At 50.7% G+C, this 24,968-nt stretch carries 19 protein-coding genes, 1 pseudogene and 2 riboswitches; of the genes and pseudogenes, 18 read left to right on the top strand and 2 right to left on the bottom strand.

What is annotated here, in order from left to right:
- Positions 1 to 253 precede the first annotated feature (253 nt).
- Positions 254 to 352: riboswitch (SAM riboswitch) on the top strand.
- A 208-nt stretch (positions 353 to 560) separates the two neighbouring features.
- The 7 genes from metK (at position 561) to ACTNDI_RS12495 (ending at position 7,853) form a co-directional block, all read left to right on the top strand.
- On the top strand, positions 561 to 1,742 hold the full coding sequence (gene metK, locus ACTNDI_RS12525; protein WP_441101316.1) for a methionine adenosyltransferase: 1,182 nt from the start codon (positions 561 to 563) through the stop codon (positions 1,740 to 1,742).
- A 598-nt stretch (positions 1,743 to 2,340) separates the two neighbouring features.
- On the top strand, positions 2,341 to 3,855 hold the full coding sequence (locus tag ACTNDI_RS12520) for an ATP-binding protein (protein ID WP_441101326.1): 1,515 nt from the start codon (positions 2,341 to 2,343) through the stop codon (positions 3,853 to 3,855).
- Entirely contained in the window at positions 3,833 to 4,519 is a 687-nt protein-coding gene (locus ACTNDI_RS12515; RefSeq protein ID WP_441101315.1) for a response regulator transcription factor, read from the top strand. The genes ACTNDI_RS12520 and ACTNDI_RS12515 overlap by 23 nt, the downstream gene beginning before the upstream one ends.
- A 350-nt stretch (positions 4,520 to 4,869) precedes the next feature.
- Positions 4,870 to 5,475, top strand: coding sequence for a biotin transporter BioY (locus ACTNDI_RS12510; protein WP_441101314.1), 606 nt, complete (start codon positions 4,870 to 4,872; stop codon positions 5,473 to 5,475).
- 156 nt (positions 5,476 to 5,631) lie between these two features.
- Positions 5,632 to 6,081 (top strand): DUF1284 domain-containing protein, encoded by a 450-nt coding sequence (locus tag ACTNDI_RS12505; RefSeq protein WP_441101313.1) that lies wholly within the window; start codon positions 5,632 to 5,634, stop codon positions 6,079 to 6,081.
- A 148-nt stretch (positions 6,082 to 6,229) separates the two neighbouring features.
- Positions 6,230 to 6,607 (top strand): desulfoferrodoxin family protein, encoded by a 378-nt coding sequence (locus ACTNDI_RS12500; protein WP_441101312.1) that lies wholly within the window; start codon positions 6,230 to 6,232, stop codon positions 6,605 to 6,607.
- Between the two features lie 199 nt (positions 6,608 to 6,806).
- Positions 6,807 to 7,853, top strand: a complete 1,047-nt coding sequence (locus ACTNDI_RS12495) for a uroporphyrinogen decarboxylase family protein (RefSeq protein ID WP_441101311.1) — start codon at positions 6,807 to 6,809, stop codon at positions 7,851 to 7,853.
- Here ACTNDI_RS12495 and ACTNDI_RS12490 read toward each other — a convergent pair.
- On the bottom strand, positions 7,838 to 9,319 hold the full coding sequence (locus ACTNDI_RS12490) for a PucR family transcriptional regulator (protein ID WP_441101310.1): 1,482 nt from the start codon (positions 9,317 to 9,319) through the stop codon (positions 7,838 to 7,840). The genes ACTNDI_RS12495 and ACTNDI_RS12490 overlap by 16 nt on opposite strands.
- 420 nt (positions 9,320 to 9,739) lie before the next feature.
- Here ACTNDI_RS12490 and ACTNDI_RS12485 point away from each other — a divergent pair, with 420 nt between their 5' ends.
- Together ACTNDI_RS12485 and ACTNDI_RS12480 are read left to right on the top strand one after the other, a co-directional pair.
- Positions 9,740 to 10,912, top strand: coding sequence for an MFS transporter (locus ACTNDI_RS12485; RefSeq protein ID WP_441101309.1), 1,173 nt, complete (start codon positions 9,740 to 9,742; stop codon positions 10,910 to 10,912).
- A 150-nt stretch (positions 10,913 to 11,062) separates the two neighbouring features.
- Positions 11,063 to 12,151, top strand: coding sequence for a uroporphyrinogen decarboxylase family protein (locus ACTNDI_RS12480; protein ID WP_441101308.1), 1,089 nt, complete (start codon positions 11,063 to 11,065; stop codon positions 12,149 to 12,151).
- 84 nt (positions 12,152 to 12,235) lie between these two features.
- Here ACTNDI_RS12480 and ACTNDI_RS12475 read toward each other — a convergent pair whose 3' ends face one another.
- Positions 12,236 to 12,538, bottom strand: coding sequence for a thiamine-binding protein (locus ACTNDI_RS12475; RefSeq protein WP_441101307.1), 303 nt, complete (start codon positions 12,536 to 12,538; stop codon positions 12,236 to 12,238).
- A gap of 172 nt (positions 12,539 to 12,710) precedes the next feature.
- Positions 12,711 to 12,818, bottom strand: a riboswitch (TPP riboswitch).
- Positions 12,819 to 12,999: 181 nt separating this feature from the next.
- On the opposite strand from ACTNDI_RS12475, the gene ACTNDI_RS12470 reads away from it, so the two are divergent.
- From ACTNDI_RS12470 to prfB, 9 genes and pseudogenes are all read left to right on the top strand, one after another.
- Entirely contained in the window at positions 13,000 to 14,358 is a 1,359-nt protein-coding gene (locus ACTNDI_RS12470) for an MATE family efflux transporter (protein WP_441101306.1), read from the top strand.
- A gap of 266 nt (positions 14,359 to 14,624) precedes the next feature.
- Positions 14,625 to 15,227: a guanylate kinase gene (locus tag ACTNDI_RS12465; protein ID WP_441101325.1), complete on the top strand. Its 603-nt coding sequence runs from the start codon at positions 14,625 to 14,627 to the stop codon at positions 15,225 to 15,227.
- A gap of 287 nt (positions 15,228 to 15,514) precedes the next feature.
- The gene (gene holB / locus ACTNDI_RS12460) at positions 15,515 to 16,504 is read left to right on the top strand and encodes a DNA polymerase III subunit delta' (RefSeq protein ID WP_441101324.1); all 990 of its coding nucleotides are present in this window, start codon (positions 15,515 to 15,517) and stop codon (positions 16,502 to 16,504) included.
- Between the two features lie 58 nt (positions 16,505 to 16,562).
- Positions 16,563 to 17,405 (top strand): annotated as a pseudogene (locus ACTNDI_RS12455) (PSP1 domain-containing protein); the annotation flags it as partial.
- 606 nt (positions 17,406 to 18,011) lie between these two features.
- Positions 18,012 to 18,752 (top strand): tRNA1(Val) (adenine(37)-N6)-methyltransferase, encoded by a 741-nt coding sequence (locus ACTNDI_RS12450; RefSeq protein ID WP_441101305.1) that lies wholly within the window; start codon positions 18,012 to 18,014, stop codon positions 18,750 to 18,752.
- 61 nt (positions 18,753 to 18,813) lie between these two features.
- Positions 18,814 to 19,662, top strand: coding sequence for a 16S rRNA (cytidine(1402)-2'-O)-methyltransferase (gene rsmI / locus ACTNDI_RS12445; protein ID WP_441101304.1), 849 nt, complete (start codon positions 18,814 to 18,816; stop codon positions 19,660 to 19,662).
- 204 nt (positions 19,663 to 19,866) lie between these two features.
- Positions 19,867 to 20,394, top strand: a complete 528-nt coding sequence (gene hpf, locus ACTNDI_RS12440) for a ribosome hibernation-promoting factor, HPF/YfiA family (protein ID WP_441101303.1) — start codon at positions 19,867 to 19,869, stop codon at positions 20,392 to 20,394.
- A gap of 104 nt (positions 20,395 to 20,498) precedes the next feature.
- The gene (secA, locus tag ACTNDI_RS12435) at positions 20,499 to 23,093 is read left to right on the top strand and encodes a preprotein translocase subunit SecA (protein WP_441101302.1); all 2,595 of its coding nucleotides are present in this window, start codon (positions 20,499 to 20,501) and stop codon (positions 23,091 to 23,093) included.
- A gap of 278 nt (positions 23,094 to 23,371) precedes the next feature.
- A protein-coding gene (prfB, locus tag ACTNDI_RS12430) for a peptide chain release factor 2 (protein WP_441101301.1) occupies positions 23,372 to 24,530 on the top strand; the annotation gives its coding sequence in 2 pieces (ribosomal slippage) (positions 23,372 to 23,479 and positions 23,481 to 24,530; 1,158 coding nt in all).
- Positions 24,531 to 24,968: the final 438 nt, after the last annotated feature.

Raw genomic sequence — 24,968 nt, 5'->3', positions numbered from 1 at the left:
AGGGTGAAAACCTTACTGTATAAGTCCAGTCACGGAAGCTGCAAAGCAGCGAAGTGACTGGACTTATACAGTATGTGGCACGATGTATCGTATGGGCGTTTACTGAATAACAGAATGCCCGTTTGAGCGGAGACTGGTTGGACAATTTATTTTCGGTGTCTAAATACGTGGTATTTTTCAGGCAATCGGCTTGACGGGCTATATTAAAAGCGTTATCGTATAGCACGAAGTTGTGAAAACTGCATATTGCTTTCTCTTATTCAGAGTGGCGGAGATACATAGGATCTGTGAAACCACGGCAACCCCGGAGACGGAAGGTGCCAACCTGAGCGAGATACTCGAACAATAAGGGAATTGGTCGGCGGATCCAATTCAGTACTTGTTGGGCCGCTTTTTTGTTCCCGGCAATCCGGGTGCAGAAGCGATCAGCTGCAAACAGGGAATAAGCAAAGACTTGCTGAAAGTCGAAGAGGCAAGGCAGTTCATACGATGACCGGCATCTGCCGGAGGTCATTACATATTGGTCAGGACGTAGGTCCTGAAACAGAAGGAGAGACAAAATGGAGAAGAGATTATTTACATCCGAGTCTGTTACCGAAGGTCATCCGGACAAGGTCTGCGATGCTGTAAGTGACGCGATCCTTGACGCCTGCATGGCACAGGATCCGATGAGCCGTGTGGCCTGCGAGACGGCTGCATGCACCGGATTTGTTCTTGTAACCGGCGAGATCACCACAAAGGCGAAGCTTGATATTCCTGCCATCGTCCGCGAGACAGTGAATGAGATCGGATACAATGACGCGAAGACCGGTTTTGATGGAAATACCTGCGCGGTTATGGTTGCACTGGATCAGCAGTCTGCCGATATTGCGATGGGCGTTGACAAATCCCTGGAAGCAAAGGGCGGCGCACAGGAAGATGATCTGGACACAGGTGCCGGCGATCAGGGTATGATGTTCGGATATGCCTGCAATGAGACTCCGGAACTTATGCCGTATCCGATTGCTCTGGCACACAAGCTGGCATTGAAGCTTACAGAGGTTCGCAAGAACGGAACGCTGAAGTATCTTCGTCCGGACGGCAAGACACAGGTGTCCGTAGAGTATGATGAGAACGGAAAGCCGGTGAGACTTGAGGCAGTCGTTCTTTCTACACAGCATGATGATGACGTAAGCCAGGAGCAGATTCACGCGGATATCAAGAAATATGTATTCGATGAGGTTCTGGACCCGGCAATGGTAGATGACAAGACCAAGATCTATATCAATCCTACCGGCCGTTTTGTAATCGGTGGACCACACGGTGACGCAGGCCTGACAGGCCGGAAGATCATTGTAGACACCTATGGCGGATATGCTCGTCACGGCGGCGGCGCATTCTCCGGTAAGGACTGCACAAAGGTTGACCGTTCCGCAGCTTATGCGGCCAGATACGTTGCAAAGAACATCGTTGCGGCAGGACTTGCAGACAGATGTGAGATTCAGCTCTCCTACGCGATCGGCGTCGCAGAGCCGACTTCTATCATGGTTGACACCTTCGGAACCGGTAAAGTATCCGATGAAAAGCTTGTAGACATCATCCGCAAGAATTTCGACCTTCGTCCGGCCGGAATCATCAAGATGCTTGATCTTCGCCGTCCGATCTACAAGGCGACAGCAGCTTACGGACACTTCGGACGTACCGACGTGGATCTTCCGTGGGAGCATCTCGACAAGGTAGACGCGATCAAGGCAAGCCTTTGATGGCTGCGGATTCGACGCGATAGAAGTATGGGACATGCTCCCGATGGGGCGTCAGAATATGCAGATGAACGCATTCGGTAAATATTGCGGTTGCGGCATGATATAGATAGTTATGGTATAGATATTTATTTAGGAAGGGTTCTCCTCCCGGTCTTTGTGGTCGGGAGAAGAACCCTTTTTTACGCGATCAGTGAGCCGCAGCCGAATGCCAAGTATTGGTGTGCGGCGAGCGTCGCGATAGCGAGATAAAACTCGCGCAGCGTGTTTTATCTCGTTCAAAAAAATTTCAAAAATCGCAGATCGTGAGTGTGATATACTGAACGGAGAGTGGTGCGGCGATGCGGAAGCTGCGGAGTCGTAAGTGCTGCGGGCGCAGCGGAGGTAAGTAAAAAGAAGTTTTGGCACCGGCAGCGGTGAGTGCACAACGGAGCCAAAGGAAAAAGAGGATGCGGTTTTGGAAGAGGCGCGGGCGCAGCTGAGGTAAGGAAAAAAAGAGGCTGCGGCACCAGGAGCGGTGCAGATGCATCGGAAAAAAACATAATAACGGAAAAAGGAACAGAGAACATTGATTTTGAAGCGAAAGAAAGAAAAAACAGCCATGGATCTCCGGACGCGGATCGGAATCGCTTTTATTCTGGTGATTCTGATACCTGTCCTGCTCTGCAGCGCGGCGTTCTATGTGCTGATGAATTATAAGGTAAGGCAGCTTGGCAGACAGTATGGGATTGACAACCCGGGAATGGAGAGTCTGTATAACAATGCGCTGCTGATTTCGAAGACTCTCGACGAGACACTTTCCTCCGTGCAGCACACGCTTGAGAACGATCCGGACAGGCTGGAGGATAAGAGGTATCTGAAGGAACTGAATGAGACACTCAGCGGAAATGGAGCATTCATTGTGGTGCGGAAGGGAAATAGCATATATTATAACGGCAGCACGGATCTTTCGAATGCGGAGCTGCTGTCGCAGCTTCCGTCATCGGCCGACGGGATATCCGGAAATGAGGAGAATGGAGAAAATTCCTATATACAGGTCCGGAACCAGGCAATGCTCAAGCAGATCAGCTTCCGATTTTCCGACGGCTCAAGAGGAAGTATTTTTCTGATCAGCATGCTGAACCAGCTGGCGCCGGAGATCAAAGGGGCAATGACGGAGACGATACTGCTGATTATCGTGATTCTGAGCTTTACCAGCATCGCGATGGGTATCTGGATCTACCGGGGTGTCATCATCCCCATCAACCAGCTTAAAAAAGCTGCGCAGAATATCCGTGACGGCAATCTGAATTTTGTGACGCAGAAGAGCGGAATCAAGGAGATGGATGATCTCTGCGATGATTTCGAGGAGATGAGAGTACGGCTGAAGGAATCTGCCGAGGAGAAAATCCGTTTTGACGCGCAGAATCGTGAACTGATCAGCAATATTTCACATGATCTGAAGACACCGGTGACCGCGATCAAGGGTTACACGGAAGGGCTGATCGACGGCGTGGCAGCCACGCCGGAGAAGCAGCAGCGGTATATCCGCACGATTTACAATAAAACCATTGAGATTACGAGGCTGATCGACGAGCTGACCATGTACTCCAAAATCGACACTAACCGGATTCCGTATAATTTTCAGAAGATCCATGCGTCCTCCTATTTTGAGGATTGCCGTGAGGAACTGAGCATGGAGCTGGAACAGCAGAATATCCGGCTGAATTACAGCAATGATCTGGTCGATGATGCCGTAATTATTGCTGATCCGGAACAGCTCCGCCGCGTGATCAACAATATCGTAGGCAATTCCGTGAAATATATGGATAAGGATCCCGGAATCATCAGCATCCGCCTGCGCGACGTCGGTGACTTTATACAGGTGGAGATCGAAGATAACGGGAGAGGAATCAATCAGAAGGATATACCGAGAATTTTTGACCGGTTCTACCGAAGCGATCAGGCAAGAAGAGCAAGAGGAGGAAGCGGAATCGGGCTTTCCATTGTCAAGAAGATCATCGAAGATCACGAGGGAAAGGTTTGGGCGACGAGCAGGGAAGGCGAGGGAACAATTATTTACTTCGTGCTTCGCAAATATCAGGAGGGAAGACATGAGCAAAATTCTAATCATTGAGGATGAGGAATCCATAGCAGAACTGGAGAAGGATTATCTGGAGCTCTCCGGATTCGAGGTTGATATTGAGAATGAAGGAGACAAGGGGCTGAAGCGGGCGCTGGAGACCGATTATGATCTGTACATTCTTGACCTTATGCTTCCTGTTGTAGACGGATTTGAAATCTGCAGAAAGATTCGTGAGAAAAAGAACGCGCCGATCATCATTGTGTCGGCAAAAAAGGACGACATCGACAAGATCCATGGTCTCGGACTTGGCGCGGACGATTATATGACGAAGCCGTTTTCTCCGAGCGAGATGGTGGCGCGGGTCAAGGCGCACATGGCGCGGTATGACCGTCTTGTGAGCAGCCAGCCTAAGAACGACATTATCGAGATCCGCGGGATCCGGATCGACAAGACAGCCAGAAGAGTGTGGGTGAACGGAGAAGAAAAGACATTTACCAACAAGGAATTTGATCTTCTGACCTTTTTGGCTGAGAACCCGAATCATGTGTTTACAAAGGAAGAGCTGTTCCGCGAGATCTGGAACATGGATTCCGTCGGAGATATTGCGACCGTAACGGTGCACATCAAGAAGATCCGGGAGAAAATCGAGTTCAATACAGCAAAACCACAGTATATTGAGACGATATGGGGTGTCGGCTATCGTTTTAAAATATAAGCTGGTCACAGGGACTTATGTGCGCGTTTCTGTCAGACTGAGAGCAGTAACATTTCCCATATTGGAGGTATATGGAGAAAAATCTATCGTTATGCTTTGAAAATGCAGGAACTGTAACCCGGAGAGATCTGCTCCGGGTTGTCATTGTCATCCTGAAAAACGAGATAAAACACGCTGCGCGAGTTTTATCTCGCTATCGCGACGCTCGCCGCACACGAATACTTCGCATTCGGCTGCGGCTCACTGTTCGCGTAAATAAAACATTGTCACCCTAAAAGATAAAACGGGTTGACAATGTTCTTCGTTGAATTTATACTCAGAACTGTTTAAAAACAGGAGGAGAGAAATCAATGAAGAAGAACACAGTAAAGGATCTTTGCATGATCGCTGTTTTTGCGGCGATCATCAGTATCGTGGGACAGTTCAGCATTCCGCTTCCGGGCGGCGTTCCGATGACGCTGCAGACGTTGATCATCGCGCTGGCTGGCGCAGTTCTCGGATCGAAGAAGGGATTCTGGTCAACGGTTATCTATATACTGATTGGTGCAATCGGTGTTCCGGTGTTCGCAGGATGGACAGGCGGAATCGGGGCGATCATGGGAATGACGGGTGGATTCCTTGTTTCCTTCCCGCTGATTGCGCTGTTTACCGGTCTTGGAGATGAAATCGGCGTCCGCCTTTCTGCGTCGAAGAGTGCGCGGAGCAGAAAGGTCATTTCCTGCGTGAGCCTTCTGATCGGTGTTCTGGTCGGCTACGTCTTGAACTATGCGGTGGGATCTGTGTGGTTTATGGCAGTCGCACAGGCAAATCTTATGACAGCGCTCACAGCCTGTGTGATACCCTTTATTCCAACGTCGATTCTGAAGGCGGTTCTGGTGCTGATTCTCGGTCCGGTTCTGAAGCATTCTCTGGAGAAGGCACATGTTCTGGAGGTCAGACGCACAGCTGCTGTGTGAATTCATTAACTTGTCAGCAGAATACACAATGTGAATCGTGTGTTATCGTGTTTTGTGTCATTTGCGGAATACAATACGTGAATCACGAGCGAACGTGTTTTGTCTCATTTCCGGAAGGAGAACCATCTTATAGAGACAGACGGCCGGAAGGCGGATATGGAGAATTGTGTTATGGAGACAGACGGCCGGAAGGCGGATATGAGGCTTCGTCCCCATCATCTGCTGTGTACGCAGGGTTATGAGGGAAAAGGCTATGATGAACATTTCGTCAGAAGGATGACGGCTTATGTAACGCGGATGCGCCGGGAAGAGAACTTTCGTATTGAGATCACCCTTCGTCCGGATGATATCTGTGCCGCCTGTCCGAATCTCAGCGATTCTGAGCATTGCGTGAGCGATGACAAGGTGCTTGCTTTTGACCGGAAGGTCATGGAATTGTTCGGTCTGAAGGAGGGAGAGACCTACAATTATCAGAAGCTGATACGGGACATTGATGATCATATGACCAGGGAAAGGCTGCATTCCATATGCGGAACCTGCAGCTGGTATCCAGTCAGCCTGTGCCGGGACAGAATCCTTGGCGTCCGCACACGGACAGATCTGTAAAATGCGTGTTACTCCTTTTATTTTACAGAAAACATGCTTGAGTATAGCTTAATATTCGTGTATCATGAGATAAATGGCTATGTTGCAGACATGCCAGGAGCTGTATTGATCCACGCGCAAGGGTGGCAGATAAAAAGGAGGTATAGATATGTTATTTTTCAGATGTGATGGATGCGGAAACTTTATTACTTTTCTGACGGAGAAGACGGCATGTACGCCGAAGTGCTGCGGCGAAACGATGAAGGAGCTTACACCGAACACGACGGACGCGGCGACAGAGAAGCATGTGCCGGTGGTCAGTGTTGAGAACGGAACGGTTACGGTCAAGGTCGGAAGCGTGGCACATCCAATGATGGATGAACATTATATCCAGTGGATCATCCTGGAGACAAAGAACGGATTCCAGAAGAGAGATCTGAAACCGGGAGATAAGCCAGAGGCGGTCTTTGCGCTCGCGGATGGAGAGGAACCAGTCGCGGCATATGAATACTGCAATCTGCACGGACTCTGGAAAGCGGAGATCTGATCGCAGTGACCGTACGGCACAAAAAAGGAGCGGCGATGCCGCTCTTTTTTTGTGTTGAAATTACATGGCAAATATTGTGCGGGATAGTAAAGTAGTAAGTAGAAATCCGTAGCGTATACAGAATGTTCCACAATTTATCGTATGGGCGTTTACAGGAGCATTCTTCAGAAAGAGATATTCGGAAAGGGAGGTATTTGTTATGTTAACAGCACGTGAAAATTTAATCGAAACAATAGAAGGCGGAAAACCGGATCGGATTGTGAACCAGTATGAGGGAATTGCTCTTCTGTTTCATCCTTTCTTGTTCCGTTCGCCGATGGTGCCAAAGGGAACAGAGGTCAAGGACGCAATTCCGAATGCCTGGGGTGTTTATAACGCATTTCCGAAGAACACGCCCGGCGCATTCCCTGTGCAGGACGCGGAGCATGTTCTGGTAAAGGATATTGATCACTGGCAGGATTATGTAAAAGTCCCGGATACGAATTTCACGGACGAAGAGTGGGGCAAATGTCAGGAGATGTATGACGCTGTCGGGGATAAGGCGATGAAGACCACATTTATTGCGCCGGGAGTATTTGAACAGTGTCATCATATGTGCAAGATCGATGATACGCTGATGGCGATGTATGAGTCCCCGGACGAGCTTCATGACATGATCAAGATGCTGACGGAGTTCGAGCTGCGCATTGCGGAAGGAATCTGTGATCATCTTCATCCGGAGGCAATTTTCCATCACGATGACTGGGGCAGTCAGAAGAGTACCTTTATGAGTCCGTCGATGTTTGAGGAATTTTTCGTAGAGCCGTATAAGCAGATCTACGGATATTATCACGATCACGGTGTAAAGTATGTCTTCCATCACTCTGACAGCTATGCCGCGACACTGGTTCCGGATATGATCGAGATGGGAATTGATGTATGGCAGGGATGCTTCTCGACGAATGATATTCCGAAGCTTCTCCGTGAGACAGACGGAAAGATTACCTTCATGGGAGGTATCGAGAATCATCTGGTAGATTTTGAGGGATGGACGGACGAGAACAATGAGGCGGTGATCCGGAAGACGCTTCAGGAAGACGGAACCAGATACTTCATCCCCTGCATCGCACAGGGAGGTCCCGGCTCCGTATTCCCGGGCGTATATCAGAGTATGTCTGATATCATTGACAAGATCAATGAAGAAAAGTATGGATTTACGAAGGAACAGCTGGAAGCGGCAAGAGAGCCGATTCAGATCATGTTCTGATCGCGGAAGGATTCCATGTTCAATCGGACCGGAGATGACAGGATCTCCATGGAAAGACGGAGATAGTATCTCGTTTGCGGATCATTCAGATCAACGGGATAGATTTCCTGTAATTTCCGGATCCGGTACATGACGGTGTTGCGGTGCGTAAAAAGGACTGCAGAGGTCTTGCTGACCGAGCGCTCGTTGTCGAGATAGGTCAGCAGGGTCTGAAAAGTCTCGTCATGGTTGGTTTCCTGATCATACCAGAGTTTGCGGATCAGCGGGTGGCAGGCGTGCACCCGCTCATTTTTTTCTGCAAAAAACAGAATGTAATCAATGGCATGGGGAGCAAATCCGGTGAGCCAGCCATCAGGCGTTTTCAGATCTGTGTTTTTTATTGCGAAGAGACACTGGTTCAGCATCCATGGAATCTCAGCAGTTCCCTTCGCACCGAGACTGAAGGCGGCCCGGATCTGATTGCTTTTATGCATCGCCGTGAGAAAATCGGTGAGATTCTGGTTCCCTTCGAGGATCTGGTTCGAGAGTACGAGTACGAAGGGGTCTTTTCGAAAAATTACGCAGCTTGGCAGATTGTGCTGCAGGATTCCGTATAGAATTTCGACCGACCGATAGGAATTCTGCCTGGAGTCCGGCTGAATGAGCAGCATCTGAAAATCGTCATTTTCGGTCCACTGCTGATACGTCAGCTGCATCTGAAGCTCTCTCGGGTCATAGGTCCGGTGAAAAATCAGGCTGTATATTGCGTTGAAACACGGACTGGATGCTCCGGAGAGGGTGATGGTGCCGAGTGCCGGTTCAAGGTACTGCGCAATTCGGTCAAGGATCTGGCAGTCGCCGGCGTTTGCAGGGCGCACCATCTCAAGAACGGTCATTCTTCCGCACGGTACACCGTTGAACTCAAGGATATAAGAAAGGCCTCCGTATTCCAGTGACGCAAGGTCGGCAGCGGTGAAATGATGCACGCCGTGGCGGCTCAAATCAATGTTGCTGTTGGAGAGGTCGAAAGCCTTAATTGCGTTCAGAGAAGAGTAGCCGTATCGGCTGATATATTCCCATTCCGGGTCTACGGTTGCGGGATCCGGATGCCTGCTTATCGCAAGAAGCCTGTTATTTGCGTCCTGTATGTTCATTGGATTTTGTATCATAAGCTCACAGGAATCGGTGATTTTCTGGAAATCATTCTTCTGAACAGCCTTCTGAATCCCATCTTCCCAGTCCTGGTAAAAATCAAAAACATCCTGAATGATTTCAAATGCTTCTTTTACGGTCACGTCATACAGATAGATCTTATCCCCTTCTCCGCTGCAGACGACGTAGTTTTTTTCCGGATAGACATGGACACAGTCCGTGGAATATACAAGCCTTGCACTTTTCAGTACCGGAGCAGCGTCCGGTCGAATACTGGTCTTAATATCCATTAAAGGAGAGAGCCGGTTGGCGATCATCCACATACTTAGTTTCATGATATTGTTTCCTTCATTATTTTTTATCCTCAATTATGAGTATAACATTTCTGCTGTTTCACAGCAAAAAATCAAAAACGTAAATTTGATATTTTGGCTTTTGGCTGTTTCATAGCACAAAAGTCAAAACTGTGAATTCGGTATTTTTTATCTTTCTGTTGTTTTACGGCACAAAATTCAAAGCCGTAAATTCGGTATTCTTGTGCTGACATGCTCTGTCCCGGAAAGGTTTATTTCTCTAGAATATTAACCATGAACAAGAATTTCGGTTTTCTGCAGTCCGGAAAGGTGCGCGCGGTTCCGGAAAAATGGAAGAAGACCGAACCTGATTAATTGCGGTGCGGCGAATTTACACGTATAGCAGTGTCGTTTATGCAGGACAGGAGGATTTACAAGGAAAATTTACAAGGAGGATAAAAGATGGAAGAAAAAAAGGTACGTGGCCCACAGCTTGCGGCGATCATGACACTGTATTTTGTCTCAATGGCGATCACGGTTGTGACCCCCGCTATGGCAACTTTTATGGAACACTGGCCGGACAAGGCAGAGTATATTTCCTATATTTCAACGCTCCCGACCTTATTCATCGTGATCGGCACATTTCTTGCCGGGGCGATAATGGGGAGAAAGATCAGGTACAGGACGCTTGCGATCATTGCGTCAGTCATTGCGCTGATCGGAGGCGTGGCGCCGGCGTTTTTTGACAATTTTGAGCTTACGCTGGTCTGCCGCGCGGTCATGGGTTTCGGAGCAGGTCTCATGGCGCCGCTCGGCAATGCGCTGATCGTTGGCTTGTATAAAGGACAGAAACAGGCAAGCATTCTGGGATATGGTACGCTGTTTATGAATGCCGGAGGAATTGTCCTGCAGATGTTGGGAGGATTCCTGGCAGGTACGGGTGAGAGAGGCTGGCAGATGGTATTCTGGGGGCATGCGCTCCTTATTGTTGCCGTGATCATGGCATTTTTCCTTCCGGAGCCGCCGGTGGAAGAGGTCGTTTCGAACAGTGGGAAAAAGGAGTCTGTCGGAAAAAAGGTGTATGTGATCGCAGCACTGATCTTTTTCTACAATCTGTTCGCGTTTCCGATCATGCTGAATATGTCGACGCTGTTTGTGCAGAGAAATGCCGGTGGTCCTGCAGTGGCAGCCACATCCCTCTCCCTGTACACAGTTGCCGGAGTGGCTGCCGGTTTCACCTTCGGTTTTCTGTTTAAGGCAGTAAAGAGGTTTGTAATTACTCTGGGGATGGCTCTGTGCGGAGTTGGTTTTCTGCTGGTCTTCGCCGGACACAGCATGATCGTCATGACCATAGGTCTTATTGTTGTGGGATTCGGATTTTCGACCTTCTTCCCCGCATTCATGACATGGATGGGCATGGTGACACCACCGAGCACGGTAGCAATGGCATCTTCTCTTATCCTTGCATGCATGAATCTGGGAGGATTTGTGGCTTCACCGTATAATTCGCTTCTGATGCGGATCTTTGGTGAGGATCATTTTATTCTTCCGATGATTGTGATCGCAATTGTATTCGATCTTGTGGCGGCAGTCATCTTTGTTTTTGCGAGTCCGTTCAAGAAGGAAAATACATAAGACAGAAAATACATAAGAAAGAAAAGAAGGACAGGAACGACGGGAAGAATAGATATAATCAGCCGGCGCAGGAACAGAGTTTTTGACGAAATTGAATGCGTATATTTTTCAAATTGAGAAGCTTACAGGTTGAGGAAAAGAGGAATAGATATGATTGGAAAATATATGAAAAGGGCATCAGAGAGAGATTATTCCAGGAACTGGGCACAGCCGGGTACATTTCCGTGGCTGATTCAGCAGCCGAAACCGCCGATCAGCGGGAGGCCGGTATCCGTGCGGGACAATTACATCCGTGCGGTCAAGGGAGAACAACCGTACTGGATTCCGTGCTATTTCTTTGAATCGAATACCATATGGCCGGACGCCATAGAGGAACATCCGGTTCCGGAGGTGAGCGGATATGACTGGTGGGGCGTATACTGGGAGATGGTCGACAGTATTAACGGTATGATTACCAAACCGGGAACCAGAACCATATCGGATTTTTCGAAGTGGAAGGAAGAACTGGAATGGCCGGATATCTCCGGGGTCGATTTTGAAGCGGACGGGAAGAAGATTCAGAAGGATCTGGATCCGGATCGTGTGCATATATACCAGTGTACGGAAGGCATTTTTGAGAGACTTCACGAGCTGATTCCGTTTGCGGAGTCATTGATGGCATTTTATGAGGAACCGGAGCTTCTGGCGGACTTCTTTGACAAAATGGCGGACTACAAGATCGAGACAACGCAGAAGGTATTCGATTATTACGGGCGCGTGGACGGCGTTCTGTATCACGATGACTGGGGCACCGAGCGCGCAGGCTTTTTCTCGAACAAGATGTTCGATGAGCAGCTTCTGCCTTATGAGAAAAAATTCCTGCATGATTTCGTAAAAAAGAATGGTCGGTTTGTAGAGCTGCACTCTTGTGGCAAGAACGGCCAGTATCTCCCGGAAATGATCGAAATGGGAGTGGATTACTGGAATCCGCAGCATCGTGCCAATGATTACGATGAATTGTTTGATCAGTGGAATACGAAAATGAGCTTCGCCTTTGATATTGATATACCACACGGGGCGGATGAGAAAGAAATCCGGAGAATTGTGCGTGATTTCGTGGATCATTACGGAGAAAACGGCAGAATCCTGGCGAGCGTAATGACGGATATGACAGATCCGAAACAGACGGACATCGCGAGGGACGAGCTCTACCACTATTCCCTGGAATACTACAACAGGCTTTATCACAGAGAGGGCTGAAGATATCCCTGCTGCAGCTGGCATATATATGATGACTGCAGCAGGGATACTCATGACGACTGGCTCCGGAAATTTCTGTCGGTATTATTTCGTATGATGTTTTGAAACTTTTTTGTCGATACTCAGAATCTCCTGTTCCGGGTTGTATACCACCTTGATGTATGCGGAGACAGACGGTGCGCCGGCGCGGATTGCGACATGCTGGCATTCCTTTACCACGTCCATCAGCTGGTCGTAGCTGTCTCCTTCGATGGCGGTCTCGAAAGGCCCCACATAATAGCTGAGGCCGGTGCTCTTGATGTAGGCGATAACCTCATCTACAATCCGGATCAGCTCTTCATCGTTGTCCACATCTGGTAATGTCTGAATGGCTACACTTGCCTTCATTTCTTTTTTCCTCCTTTTCCCTTTTCAACATCTTCGTATTCAACAGCCAACAAGGAAATCGCGCGCCGCAGGTGGATTTCTGCGTCTGTCGGCATAAAAAATGCAGCAGCACCGGAATGAATCAGGCACTGCTGTATCAAGGATGAAGAGCGGGTTTTCTACGGAAAAATCCTATGATTCTCTTTACGCTTCCTACGCTGGCATGATCCAGATCAGGTATAAGGGTCACAGACAACATCTGTATCTCAGTCCTTTCCGGCGGACTCCCCTGCTGTATTTCTATATTTTAGTCACTTTATTTTTCAGTGTCAATCCTGTGGCGGGTTAAAACAGCAAAGCAAAGGCAGCAAAGGATACCAAAGTTAATTGTTGATTTTGCCCGCCTGCCGCAGATTTAAAATGGAATCCTGCATCTTCGGTGGTATAATGTGCAGGTATGAGTTTGAAAGCGGGTTTGGGATATGACGAAGGATATGACGAAAGGGCCGATTCTAAAGACCCTGATACTGTTTACAATTCCCCTGGTTCTGGGAACGCTTCTTCAGCTTACTTATAATGCGGCAGACAGCATGATTGTGGGACGGTTTGTCGGAAAAACAGCGCTCGCGGCAGTGGGTACGACAAATCCTCTGGTTACCCTGGTTCTGCTTTTCACAAACGGGATCTGTCTCGGGGCGGGAATACTGGTAAGCACGCTGTATGGAGCGGGAAAGAAGGAGGAGCTGCAGAGACAGGTAAGTACGGGAATGATCTCAGGGTGCGTTTTCTCCGTGGCAGTCGCGGCTGTGATGTTTGTGGCAGCGAAGCCGCTTCTGATGGCGCTGCAGGTGGAGGCGGTCATTCTTCCGGAGGGAGTCTTCTATCTGAGGATCATACTGTTCGGCATGTTCTTCAGTTTTATCTATAATTATCTGGCCAGTATGCTGCGGGCGATGGGTGACAGCGTCTCTCCGCTGATTTTTCTCGGCGGAAGTGCGGTACTGAATATTCTCGGGGATCTTTTTTTTATCGCGTTACTTCACATGGGAGTGGAAGGCGCCGCGATCAGTACGGTGATCTGTGAGGCCCTCAGTGCGGTTCTTTGTTATTTCTATATTCAGAGGAAGGTTCCGGAGCTTCGTCTTGGAAAAAAATGGCTGATCTTTGACTGGTCGATGCTGAAGAAAACCCTTGCGTTCGGTTTTGTGAGTGCGCTCCAGCAGAGCACGGTTCAGATGGGAAAGATTGGAACCCAGACCATCGTAAATACGCTCGGGGTAAACGCGACGGCGGCTTTCAACGCAACGAACCGGGTGGATGATTTTGCAACGATTCCCCAGCAGAATATCGCGCACGCCATGACTTCGGTGATGGCGCAGAACGTCGGAGCGGGGAATGCGTCGCGGGTGAAGCGGACATATCGTGCCGGAATGTATTGCGAGCTCGTTTATGGCGTGGTGATCGGTGCTGTGGTGTTTTTGGCGGCAGGGCCGCTGACCAGGCTGTTTACTTCGGATCCTGAGGTCATCGCGGAAGGGCAGCGCTATATGCGGCTCATTGCGGTCATGTATCCGGTTCCCGCGTTCACAAACGGACTTCAGGGATATTTCCGGGGAACGGGGGACTTGAAGGTCACGTTATATTCCAGTCTGATCAACATGGGAGTCCGGGTCGCATCGGAAATACCGATGGTGTTCGTGTGGCACTGGGGTTTCATCTCGATTCCATGGTCGTATCTTTTCGGATGGATCGCGATGAGCATATTTGAGCTTCCATTCCTGATCCGGCGTCTTCGCCGGATGGGAAAGAGGCCGACAAACGAGAAAGCGGAGACAGAGTAAGGAGCCACAGCGTCAGAAAAAACCGCGGCGCGGGAAAACCGCAGCGCAGGTAACAGCCGCGGTCGTGGGGAAGGAAATCGTGCGACAGAAAAACCGCTGCGCGGATCAAATGTTACGACTCAGGGAAAATGCGCGGTGCGGACCAGATGTTGTGACGCAGGAGAAAGGCCGCTGTGTGGGAGGAAGCCGCAGCTCGGGATGAGGTCATGATACAGGACGAAGCCGAGAGAGGCACCGGGCGTATCGGTGACCGGTGGAGAGTGAATATGGGTACAATTTTTTACATTATGGGAAAGAGCGCAAGCGGGAAGGATCACATATACACCGCGCTGCTTGCCCGGTCGGAGCTGAATCTGAAGCCGATCGTGCTGTATACCACAAGGCCGATGCGGCAGGGAGAAGAGAACGGCAGAGAATATTATTTTTCAGACGAGAGGCATCTGGCGGAACTGAGAAAAGCCGGGCGGATCATTGAGGAACGCTGTTATCAGACGGTCAGCGGACCGTGGTATTATTTTACGGCGGATGAGGGACAGATTGATCTGAAGAAGAGCGATTATCTCGGAATCGGTACGCTGGAATCCTATGAGCAGATGGTCCGGTACTACGGAAGGAATGTCATGGTTCCAATCTATATTGAAGTAGACGATGGAATCCGTCTGGAGCGGGCACTGCGGAGAGAACGGAAGCAGAAGCAGCCTCAGTACGAAGAAATGTGCAGGCGATTTCTGGCGGATCAAAAGGACTTTTCCGGGGAAAAAACAGCGCGGGCCGGCATCACCAGGCGGTTTAAAAACAACGGAACGATCCAGGAATGCATCGATGAAATCGCAGGCTTTATCCTTTCGATAAAACAGCGCCGGCCATGATGCCCTGACAGAAGAAGAATGCCGACAATCATGCGCAGGAAGAAAAAACGCTGCCAGTCATCATGTTCAGATAAGGATCCTGTAAACGATCGGCCTTGTCAGTCATGCGCACAGTAAGGATGGACAGCAGCAGAAGAAGAACAGGCGGAGGGTACCCAGGCGACAGGAATTATGGTATCATAGATTGAATAGCTCTTCGAAAATGCAGACAAGATCGTCACGCGCGAAGCAGAAGTTCGCAGAATATCAAGCTCAAGGAGGGATTAATCATGCGTGAACCTGACGAAATGAAGGGATTTGCGGGGATTGTTGGACATAAAGATGTAGTGTCACATATTCAGAATGCAGTCCGGACGGGAAAAATCTCTCATGCGTATATTATCGGCGGGGAGAAGGGATCTGGAAAGCGGCTCATAGCGACACTGTTCGCCATGACGCTTCAGTGCGAGGAGCATGGAACGGAACCCTGCGGAAAATGTGCCTCCTGCCGTAAGGCTCTTGGCGGAAATCATCCGGATATCATCTATGTGACGCATGAAAAGCCGAACTCTGTAGGAATCGACGAGATCCGGGAGCAGCTGGTGGAGGATGTGCAGATCCGTCCCTATGAGAGCAGGTATAAGATTTATATCGTGGAGGAAGCGGGAAAGATGACGCCGCAGGCGCAGAACGCGCTTCTGAAGACGATCGAGGAACCGCCGGAATATGCCGTCATCATGCTTCTGGCGGACAATCCGGAGATTCTGCTTCCGACGATACGCTCCAGATGCGTGACATTAAATCTGAAGCCGGTTACCGAGGAAGAGATGAAGGATTATCTGATGCAGCAGCTCCATGTGCCCGACTATCAGGCGGATATCATGGCATCCTTTGCCCAGGGAAATATCGGCAAGGCAAAACGGATCGCAGAGTCCTCTGAATTCATGGAGATGGTGGAGAATGCCGTATATCTTCTGAAGAACTCCCAGAAGATGGAGGTCAGTGAGATGATTGACGCCGTGCGGGAGATGGCCGGAGATAAGCAGAAAATCTACGATTATTTCGACATCTTCACGATCTGGTTCCATGATGTCCTGATGTTCAAGGCGACACGGGAAGTGGACGGTCTTGTGCTGAAGGGTGAGATCAACGCGATCCGGGAACGCGCAAGCACCAGCTCATATGAGGGACTGCAGAAGATTCTGGAAGCGATACAGACGGCAGCGGGAAGATTCCGGGCGAATGTAAATCCTGATCTGACGCTTGAGCTTCTGTTTCTCACAATACGGGAGTGCTGACCGGCGGAGATGATGTGAAATACAGATCCCGGGAACGGGATTGATAGGAGTAAGCAATATGGTAAAAATTATTGGAATCCGGTTTCGAAATGGGGGAAAGGTCTACTATTTCGATCCGAAGGACATGGAATTCAAGAAGGGTGGTTATGCCATCGTTGAGACCGCCAGGGGCGTGGAGTGCGGAAGAGTTGTGCTTGCGCCGCGGGAGGTTGAGGACAGTCAGGTGGTGCAGCCGCTTCGGCCGGTGATTCGCGTGGCCGGAGAGGCGGACATTGAGCATGAGAAGGAGAATCAGCGCAAGGAAAAGGAAGCCTACCGGATCTGCAGACAGAAGATCAGGGATCACAACCTGGATATGAAGCTGGTGCAGGCGGAATACACCTTCGACAACAAGAAGATGCTGTTTTATTTTACGGCGGACGGAAGAGTGGATTTCCGGGAGCTGGTAAAGGATCTCGCCTCAGTGTTCCGGACAAGGATCGAGCTTCGCCAGATCGGTGTCCGCGATGAGACAAAGATGCTCGGCGGAATTGGAACCTGTGGAAGACCGCTTTGCTGCAGTACGTATCTGTCTGATTTTGCGCCCGTCTCGATCAGGATGGCAAAAGAACAGAATCTCTCCTTGAACCCGGCGAAGATCTCCGGAGTCTGCGGGCGGCTGATGTGCTGTCTTAAGAATGAGGAGGAAACCTATGAATATCTGAACCGGAAGCTGCCGGGCGTCGGAGATGTGGTTCAGACGCCGGACGGACGGGAAGGAGAGGTACAGTCTCTGAATGTTCTCCGTCAGAAGGTCCGGGTATTGATCGAGGAAGGCGATGACAAAGAGGTCGCAGATTATGCGGCAGAGGAGATAACGCTGATTCAGAAGCGGAAAAAAGGAGGAAAACCGGAAAAGGAGCATGCTGGCGCAGAACGTTCCGGCCAGCCTGGAAAATCCGGAGCAAACACTCGCGCTGAGCGCGGCGGTAAGGAGCGGCCGGGCAGGGCTGCTTCTTCCGGAGAGGGCAGCGCGCAGGGAGAAGCAGAGAAGTCCGCACCGGGAGATACCGGTTTCTCCGGCAGAAAGGAAGCAAGAGACCGGAGAGAGAGCCGACGGGAGCAGTCCGGAAGAGATGGCGGCAGGAGAGAATCCAGAGAATCATCCGGGGGAAGAGAGCAGGAACGGCGCCAGAGGATGGCTGCGGGTGAGAGGCTGAACTCCGAAAGGGGAGGCAGACCGGCTCCGGAGGCTGATGGCGCTGAGGAACGTCAGGATGAGAACCCGGAGAGAAGAAGCCGGCGAAACCGTCGTGGAAGACGGGGAAACCGTGACAGAAGAAATGGGATGGATCCGGAAGGAACGGTGAGTCGCGAGAGTGAAGGCTTTCGCGCGCGGGGAGAAAAACGCTCTCCGGAGGACGGAAGAGATTCCGAATCACAGAATCCGGAGCGGACCAGAAGACGGGACCGCAGACGCCCGGATCGAAGCAGAAGAGAGATGCCGGAAGAAAACAAGGAGTCGTAAATGTCCCCAGAACTGAAACAAGGAGAGCATCTGGATGATCTCCAGAATGGATTTTTTATCATCCAGGGGCAGAAGAGCTTCCGCTACGGAATCGATGCGGTGCTTCTGTCCGGTTATGCGAAGGTAAAACCGGGAGAGCGGGTGCTGGATCTCGGAACAGGGACGGGAATTCTGCCGATCCTTCTGGCTGCCAAGACGCCGGGACAAAGCTTCACGGGGCTGGAGATTCAGAAGGAAAGCGCGGATATGGCCGGCAGAAGTGTGGCCCTTAATCATCTGAACGACAGAATATCCATTGTACAGGGAGACATCCGGGAAGCCGTATCCATATTCGGTGCGGCTTCCTTTGACGTAGTGGTCAGCAATCCGCCCTATATGATCGGCCGGCACGGACTGACGAATCCCGATCCGGCAGTGGCCATCGCGAGACATGAGATTTTGTGCAGCTTCCGGGACATTGCGGAGCAGACGTCCCGGATTCTCACGGACAGAGGACGCTTCTACCTGATTCACCGGCCCTTCCGCCTGGCGGAGATTATGTGTACCCTGAAGGAGTACCGGCTGGAGCCGAAGCGGATGCGTCTGGTGTATCCTTTTGCGGACAAGGAACCGAACATGGTTCTTCTGGAAGCGTGCAAGAACGGAAATCCGAGGATCCGGGTGGAAAAACCTCTGATCGTATACGAGAGGCCCGGCGTATATACCCGGGAGATTCGCGAGATTTACGGTGACGGAAGATAATCCCGCGCCGGCTCATGGAAAACAATTGAGATACGGCGAAAGTGCCGGAAAGGAGGCTGTAATGCCGGGCAGACTTACACTTTGCGCAACACCGATTGGAAATCTGGAGGATATTACCTTCCGGGTTGTCCGGGCGCTGAGGGAAGCGGATCTGATCGCCGCGGAGGATACGAGAAACAGCATCAAGCTGCTGAATCATTTTGATATCCACACCCCGATGACTGCCTATCACGAGAACAACCGCTACGACAAGGGCAGACAGCTTGTGGAGAAGATGCTTTCCGGAACGAATATTGCCCTGATCACGGACGCGGGCACACCGGGCATCTCCGATCCGGGAGAGGTTCTCGTCGAGTTGGCCGTGGAGGCGGGGATAGAGGTCACTTCGCTTCCGGGGCCGGCCGCCTGTATTACGGCGCTGACGATGTCGGGACTGTCCACGAGGCGGTTCGCCTTCGAGGCATTTCTTCCCATGGAGAAAAAGGAGAGGGCAGCGGTACTGGAGGACCTGAAGGCAGAGACGAGAACGATCATTCTCTACGAGGCGCCCCACCGCCTGGTGAGGACGCTCGGGGAGCTTCGGGATGTGCTCGGCGGAGAACGGAGGATCAGTCTTTGCAGGGAACTGACAAAAAAGCACGAAAATGTACAGCGGACGACAATTGGCGCCGCGCTGGAACATTTTGAGACGGAAGCGCCAAGAGGTGAGTTCGTTCTGGTCATTGCGGGAAAGAGTTTCCGGGAGCGGAAAGAGGAAGAGCAGGAGTTCTGGAAGAAAATGACCGTGGAAGAGCACATGGCATATTATCTGGACCGCGGGACAGACCGGAAAGAGGCCATGAAGCAGGTAGCCCGTGACCGGGGCTGCGGCAAACGGGAGATCTACGCATATCTCAACAAAAACACATAAGGATTCGGCACGGCCCGGTTCATGGTGACCGGGTGCAGTTATTCACAGATGTATCAGTGTCCGGCCGGTCCGACAGACCCGGGACCGCGTAAATGCGCGCAACTGTTCACGCAGGGGTTATCTGCACTTTACGAATGCCGGATCTGTTGTTATAATATTCTAATCAAAATAGGGTGTATGTACCCCTCGAAAGGAGATGTTTTTATGAATATCACGATCAGTGGAAAGAATATAGAGATTACCGACGGTCTCAGAGCTGCAGTAAATGAAAAACTGAGCAAGCTGGAGAGATATTTCACACCGGATACAAACGTAATCGTTACACTGAGTGTGGAAAAAGAAAGACAGAAAATCGAGGTTACCATTCCTGTCAAAGGCAAAATCATCCGTTCCGAGCAGGTCAGCAACGATATGTATGTATCCATTGATCTTGTAGAAGAGGTGATCGAGCGTCAGCTTCGCAAGTATAAGACGAAAATTATAGACAAGAAACAGGCTGCTTCTAATTTCCAGAAGACATACATCGACAATGATTATATGGAGAATGAGGAGATCCGTATTGTCCGGACGAAGAAGTTTGATATCAAGCCGATGTATCCGGAAGACGCATGCGTACAGATGGAACTTCTCGGACACAATTTCTTCGTGTTCATGAATGCGGACACGGATCAGGTTAATGTCGTATATAAGAGAAAAGGAAACACTTATGGTCTGATTGAACCGGAAAACTGATCTGAGATTTTCGGATCGCACCGTTTCCGGCAGACCTGCCAGAGGGAAAAGACGCCGAAAGGCGTTTTTTCCTCGTAAACCACACAGGAGCTTAGAATTTAGGAATGAAATTATCAGAAAGAATCTTTGGCACACACAGCCAGAGAGAGTTAAAACGAATTGAGCCGATCGTAGACAAGGTAGAATCCTATCGTCCCGCCATGCAGGCGCTCAGCGACGATGAGCTTCGCGCCAAGACGAAGGAGTACAAGGACCGCCTGGCGGGCGGCGAGACACTGGATGACCTTCTGCCGGAAGCATTTGCAACCGTAAGGGAGGCGGCAAAACGTGTACTGGGTATGGAACCCTACAGAGTTCAGATTATCGGCGGAATCATTCTTCATCAGGGGCGTATCGCGGAGATGAAGACCGGTGAAGGAAAAACCCTCGTATCCACGATGCCGGCTTATCTGAACGCCCTCACGGGAAGAGGAGTGCACATCATCACCGTCAATGATTATCTGGCGAGCCGTGACGCGGGCTGGATGGGAAAGGTTCATGAGTTCCTGGGTCTGACCGTAGGATGCGTTCTGAACAGCATGAAGAATGATGAGCGCCGTGCCCAGTACAACTGTGACATCACCTATGTCACAAACAATGAGGACGGTTTTGATTATCTTCGTGACAACATGGTGATATACAAGGATCAGATGGTGCAGAGAGATCTTGCTTATGCGATCATCGATGAGGTTGACTCGGTTCTGATCGATGAAGCCCGCACCCCTCTGATCATTTCCGGACAGAGCGGAAAATCTACGAAGCTCTACGAGACGTGTGATATTCTGGCGACACAGCTTCAGCGCGGTGAGGCTTCCGGCGAGGTTACCAAGATGACTGCCATCATGGGCGAGGAAATCGAGGAGACCGGAGACTTTATCGTAAATGAGAAGGACAAGATTGTGACGCTGACCGAGCAGGGCGTCAAAAAGGTGGAGCAGTTCTTCCACATTGATAACCTCTCAGATCCGGAGAATCTTGAGATCCAGCACAACATCATCCTGGCGCTTCGTGCGCACAATCTGATGTTCAAGGACCGCGATTACATTGTCAAGGATGATCAGGTATACATCGTAGATGAGTTTACCGGACGAGTGCTTCCGGGCCGCCGTTATTCCGACGGACTGCATCAGGCGATTGAGGCGAAGGAGCACGTAAAGGTAAAGCGCGAGAGCAAGACGCTTGCCACCATCACCTTCCAGAACTTCTTCAATAAATATGAGAAGAAGGCAGGTATGACAGGTACCGCTCTGACAGAGGAGCAGGAGTTCCGCGATATTTACGGAATGGATGTCATCGAGATTCCGACGAATAAACCGATCGCCAGAATCGATCATGATGATGCCGTCTATATCACAAAGAAGGAGAAATATCGGGCGGTAATCGAGGACGTCAAGGAGTCTCACGCGAAGAAACAGCCGGTACTTGTGGGTACCGTCAACATTGATACCTCAGAGCTTCTCAGCCGCATGCTGAAGAGAGAGGGAATTCCGCATCAGGTACTGAACGCGAAATATCATGAGCTTGAGGCCGAGATCATATCCCACGCGGGCGAGGCGGGAGCGGTAACCATTGCCACGAATATGGCGGGCCGTGGTACCGATATCAAGCTTGATGAGGAAGCGAGAGCGGCCGGAGGACTGAAGGTCATCGGTACGGAGCGGCATGAGTCGAGACGTATCGACAATCAGCTGCGAGGACGTTCCGGACGACAGGGAGATCCGGGAGAGAGCCGTTTCTATCTGTCACTGGAAGACGATCTTCTCCGCCTGTTCGGCTCCGAGAAGCTGATGTCCGTCTTCAAATCTCTGGGCGTATCCGAGGGTGAGGAGATTCACCACAAGATGCTTTCCTCGACAATCGAGAAGGCGCAGGAGAAGATCGAGGGCAACAACTACGGAATCCGTAAGAATCTTCTGGATTATGACCTTGTCAACAACGAGCAGAGAGAGATCATCTACAAGGAGCGCCGCCAGGTTCTGAACGGCGAGAGCATGCGTGATTCTATCATGAAGATGATCTACGACACGATCGACAACACCGTGGAGCGGGCGATCGGCGAGAGTGGAGATGAACCGGACAACTGGGATCTGGATGAACTGAACCGTCTGCTGCTTCCGATTATTCCTCTTCAGAAGATAACGAAAGAAGATGTCGCTGCTCTGAAGAAGGGCAAGGAGGAGCTGAAGCAGAACCTCAAGGACAAGGCAGTCCGGCTTTATGAGGAAAAAGAGGCCCAGTTCCAGTCTGAGGAACAGATCCGTGAGCTGGAGCGTGTCATCCTTCTGCGTGTGATCGATGAGAAATGGATGAATCACATCGATGATATGGAGCAGCTGCGCCAGGGTATCGGACTTCAGGCATACGGCCAGAAGGATCCGAAGGTGGAGTACAAGATGCTGGCCTATGACATGTTCAATGAAATGACCGCGTCAATTCAGGAGGACACCATCCGCCTGCTGTACCATGTCCGGATCGAGGAGAAGGTGGAGCGTGAGCAGGTAGCTCAGGTCACCGGAACAAACAGAGATGACACATCCGAACGGAAGCCGATACAGAAAAAGGCAAAAAAGATTTATCCGAACGACCCCTGCCCGTGCGGAAGCGGTCTGAAGTATAAGCAGTGTCACGGACGGAAGGGAGCACCGCCGCTGGATATCTGAGTGAAGAACTGATCCGAAGAGCAGATGATCAGAAGAGCTGCCGTGTCGGGGGTGTCCTGCCGGCGCGACAGCATCGTCATGCCGTCGGACAGATGACGGCATGCGGCGGGAATATTTTTTTACGCGAACAGTGAGCCGCAGCCGAATGCGAAGTATTCGTGTGCGGCGAGCGTCGCGATAGCGAGATAAAACTCGCGCAGCGTGTTTTTTCTCGTTAAAGAGGGCCCCGATTACCGGTTTTCGGAACCGGCCCTTCAGGATGCGCAAACCGGAATAAAATGTTCACAGAACAAAAGGTGGTGAAGCTGGTGGTAGTAGAACTTGAAAACATGAAACAGGAACTCAGGACATTCGATCAGCCATTGGTGGAAGTGAGGGATTCACTTTGACCTCGCTAGCAAAGAGCAGCGGATCGAAGAATTAGAGAGAAAAATGGAGGAGCCGAATTTCTGGGACAACCCGGAGGAGGCTCAGAAGCAGACAAGAGAGCTGGGAAATCTCAAGGACGATCGGGACACCTACAAGAAGCTGGTATCCTCTAAGGAAGACATCGAGACATTGATCGAGATGGGCGAAGAAGAGGATGACGAGTCGGTCGTTCCGGAAGTGCGGGAGATGCTGGATGAGTTCAAGGAGAAGCTTGAGAATATCCGGATCAAGACACTGCTCTCCGAGGAATATGATTCCTGCAACGCGATCGTGAGACTGAACGCGGGAGCGGGCGGAACCGAGGCTATGGACTGGTGCGGCATGCTTTACCGTATGTATACAAGGTGGGCGGAGAGGCATCATTTCAGCATTGAGGAACTGGATTATCAGGAAGGCGATGAGGCCGGCATCAAGTCGGTAATGTTCCAGGTCAACGGCGAGAATGCGTATGGCTATCTCAAGTCGGAGGCAGGAGTTCACCGTCTGGTCCGGATTTCTCCGTTTAATGCGCAGGCAAAGCGGCAGACCTCCTTCGTATCGTGCGATGTCATGCCGGATCTGGACAAGGATATTGATATCGAAGTGCGTGACGAGGACATCCGTGTGGATACCTATCGTTCCAGCGGTGCCGGCGGTCAGCACGTCAACAAGACCTCATCGGCAATCCGGATCACCCATCTGCCGACCGGTATCGTGGTCACCTGTCAGAACGAGCGGTCTCAGCATATGAACAAGGACAAGGCTATGCAGGTCCTGAAATCAAAGCTGTATATGCTTGAGCTGGAGAAGCAGGCGGAGAAAGAGGCCGGAATCCGCGGCGAGGTGACGGATATTGCATGGGGACATCAGATCCGTTCCTATGTCCTTCAGCCGTATACGATGGTGAAGGATCTGCGGACAGGAGAAGAGCGTGCACAGGCAAGTGCTGTCCTGGACGGCGATATTGACCCGTTTATCAATGCGTACCTGAAGTGGAGCGCGCTGAAGAAGAAGGAGCACACGAAGTAACGAAAAGTAAGTGCCTTCGAAATCGCATCCAGTCTCTTACACACGCTTCGCGACAGGCGACCTGTCTGCGTTTTCGAAGAGCTGTTTTTTTAATAACCTTGTATAAGCTACGGATTGCTCCGTGCTTCGCACTCCCGCAATCCTACAGGTGACCGACTTCGTCGGTCTGTCGCGGCGTTCGCCCCACCGCTTCACACTTTGTGTGAGCGGATGTGGCTCACTGCCCGCGCATATTCGCGTTTTCGCCGTGTTTCACACGGCTTCACGCTCATACCTGTTGCCTTCGAAATCGCATCCAGTCTCTTACACACGCTTCGCGACAGGCGGCCTGTCTGCGTTTTCGAAGAGCTGTTTTTTTAATAACCTTGTATAAGCTACGGATTGCTCCGTGCTTCGCACTCCCGCAATCCTACAGGTGACCGACTTCGTCGGTCTGTC

The sequence above is a fragment of the Bilifractor sp. HCP3S3_D3 genome (genome assembly GCF_052063915.1).
Lineage (GTDB): Bacteria > Bacillota > Clostridia > Lachnospirales > Lachnospiraceae > Bilifractor.
The sequence above is the reverse complement of the archived record's forward strand: the minus strand, read 5'-3'. Positions and strand labels throughout refer to the sequence as shown.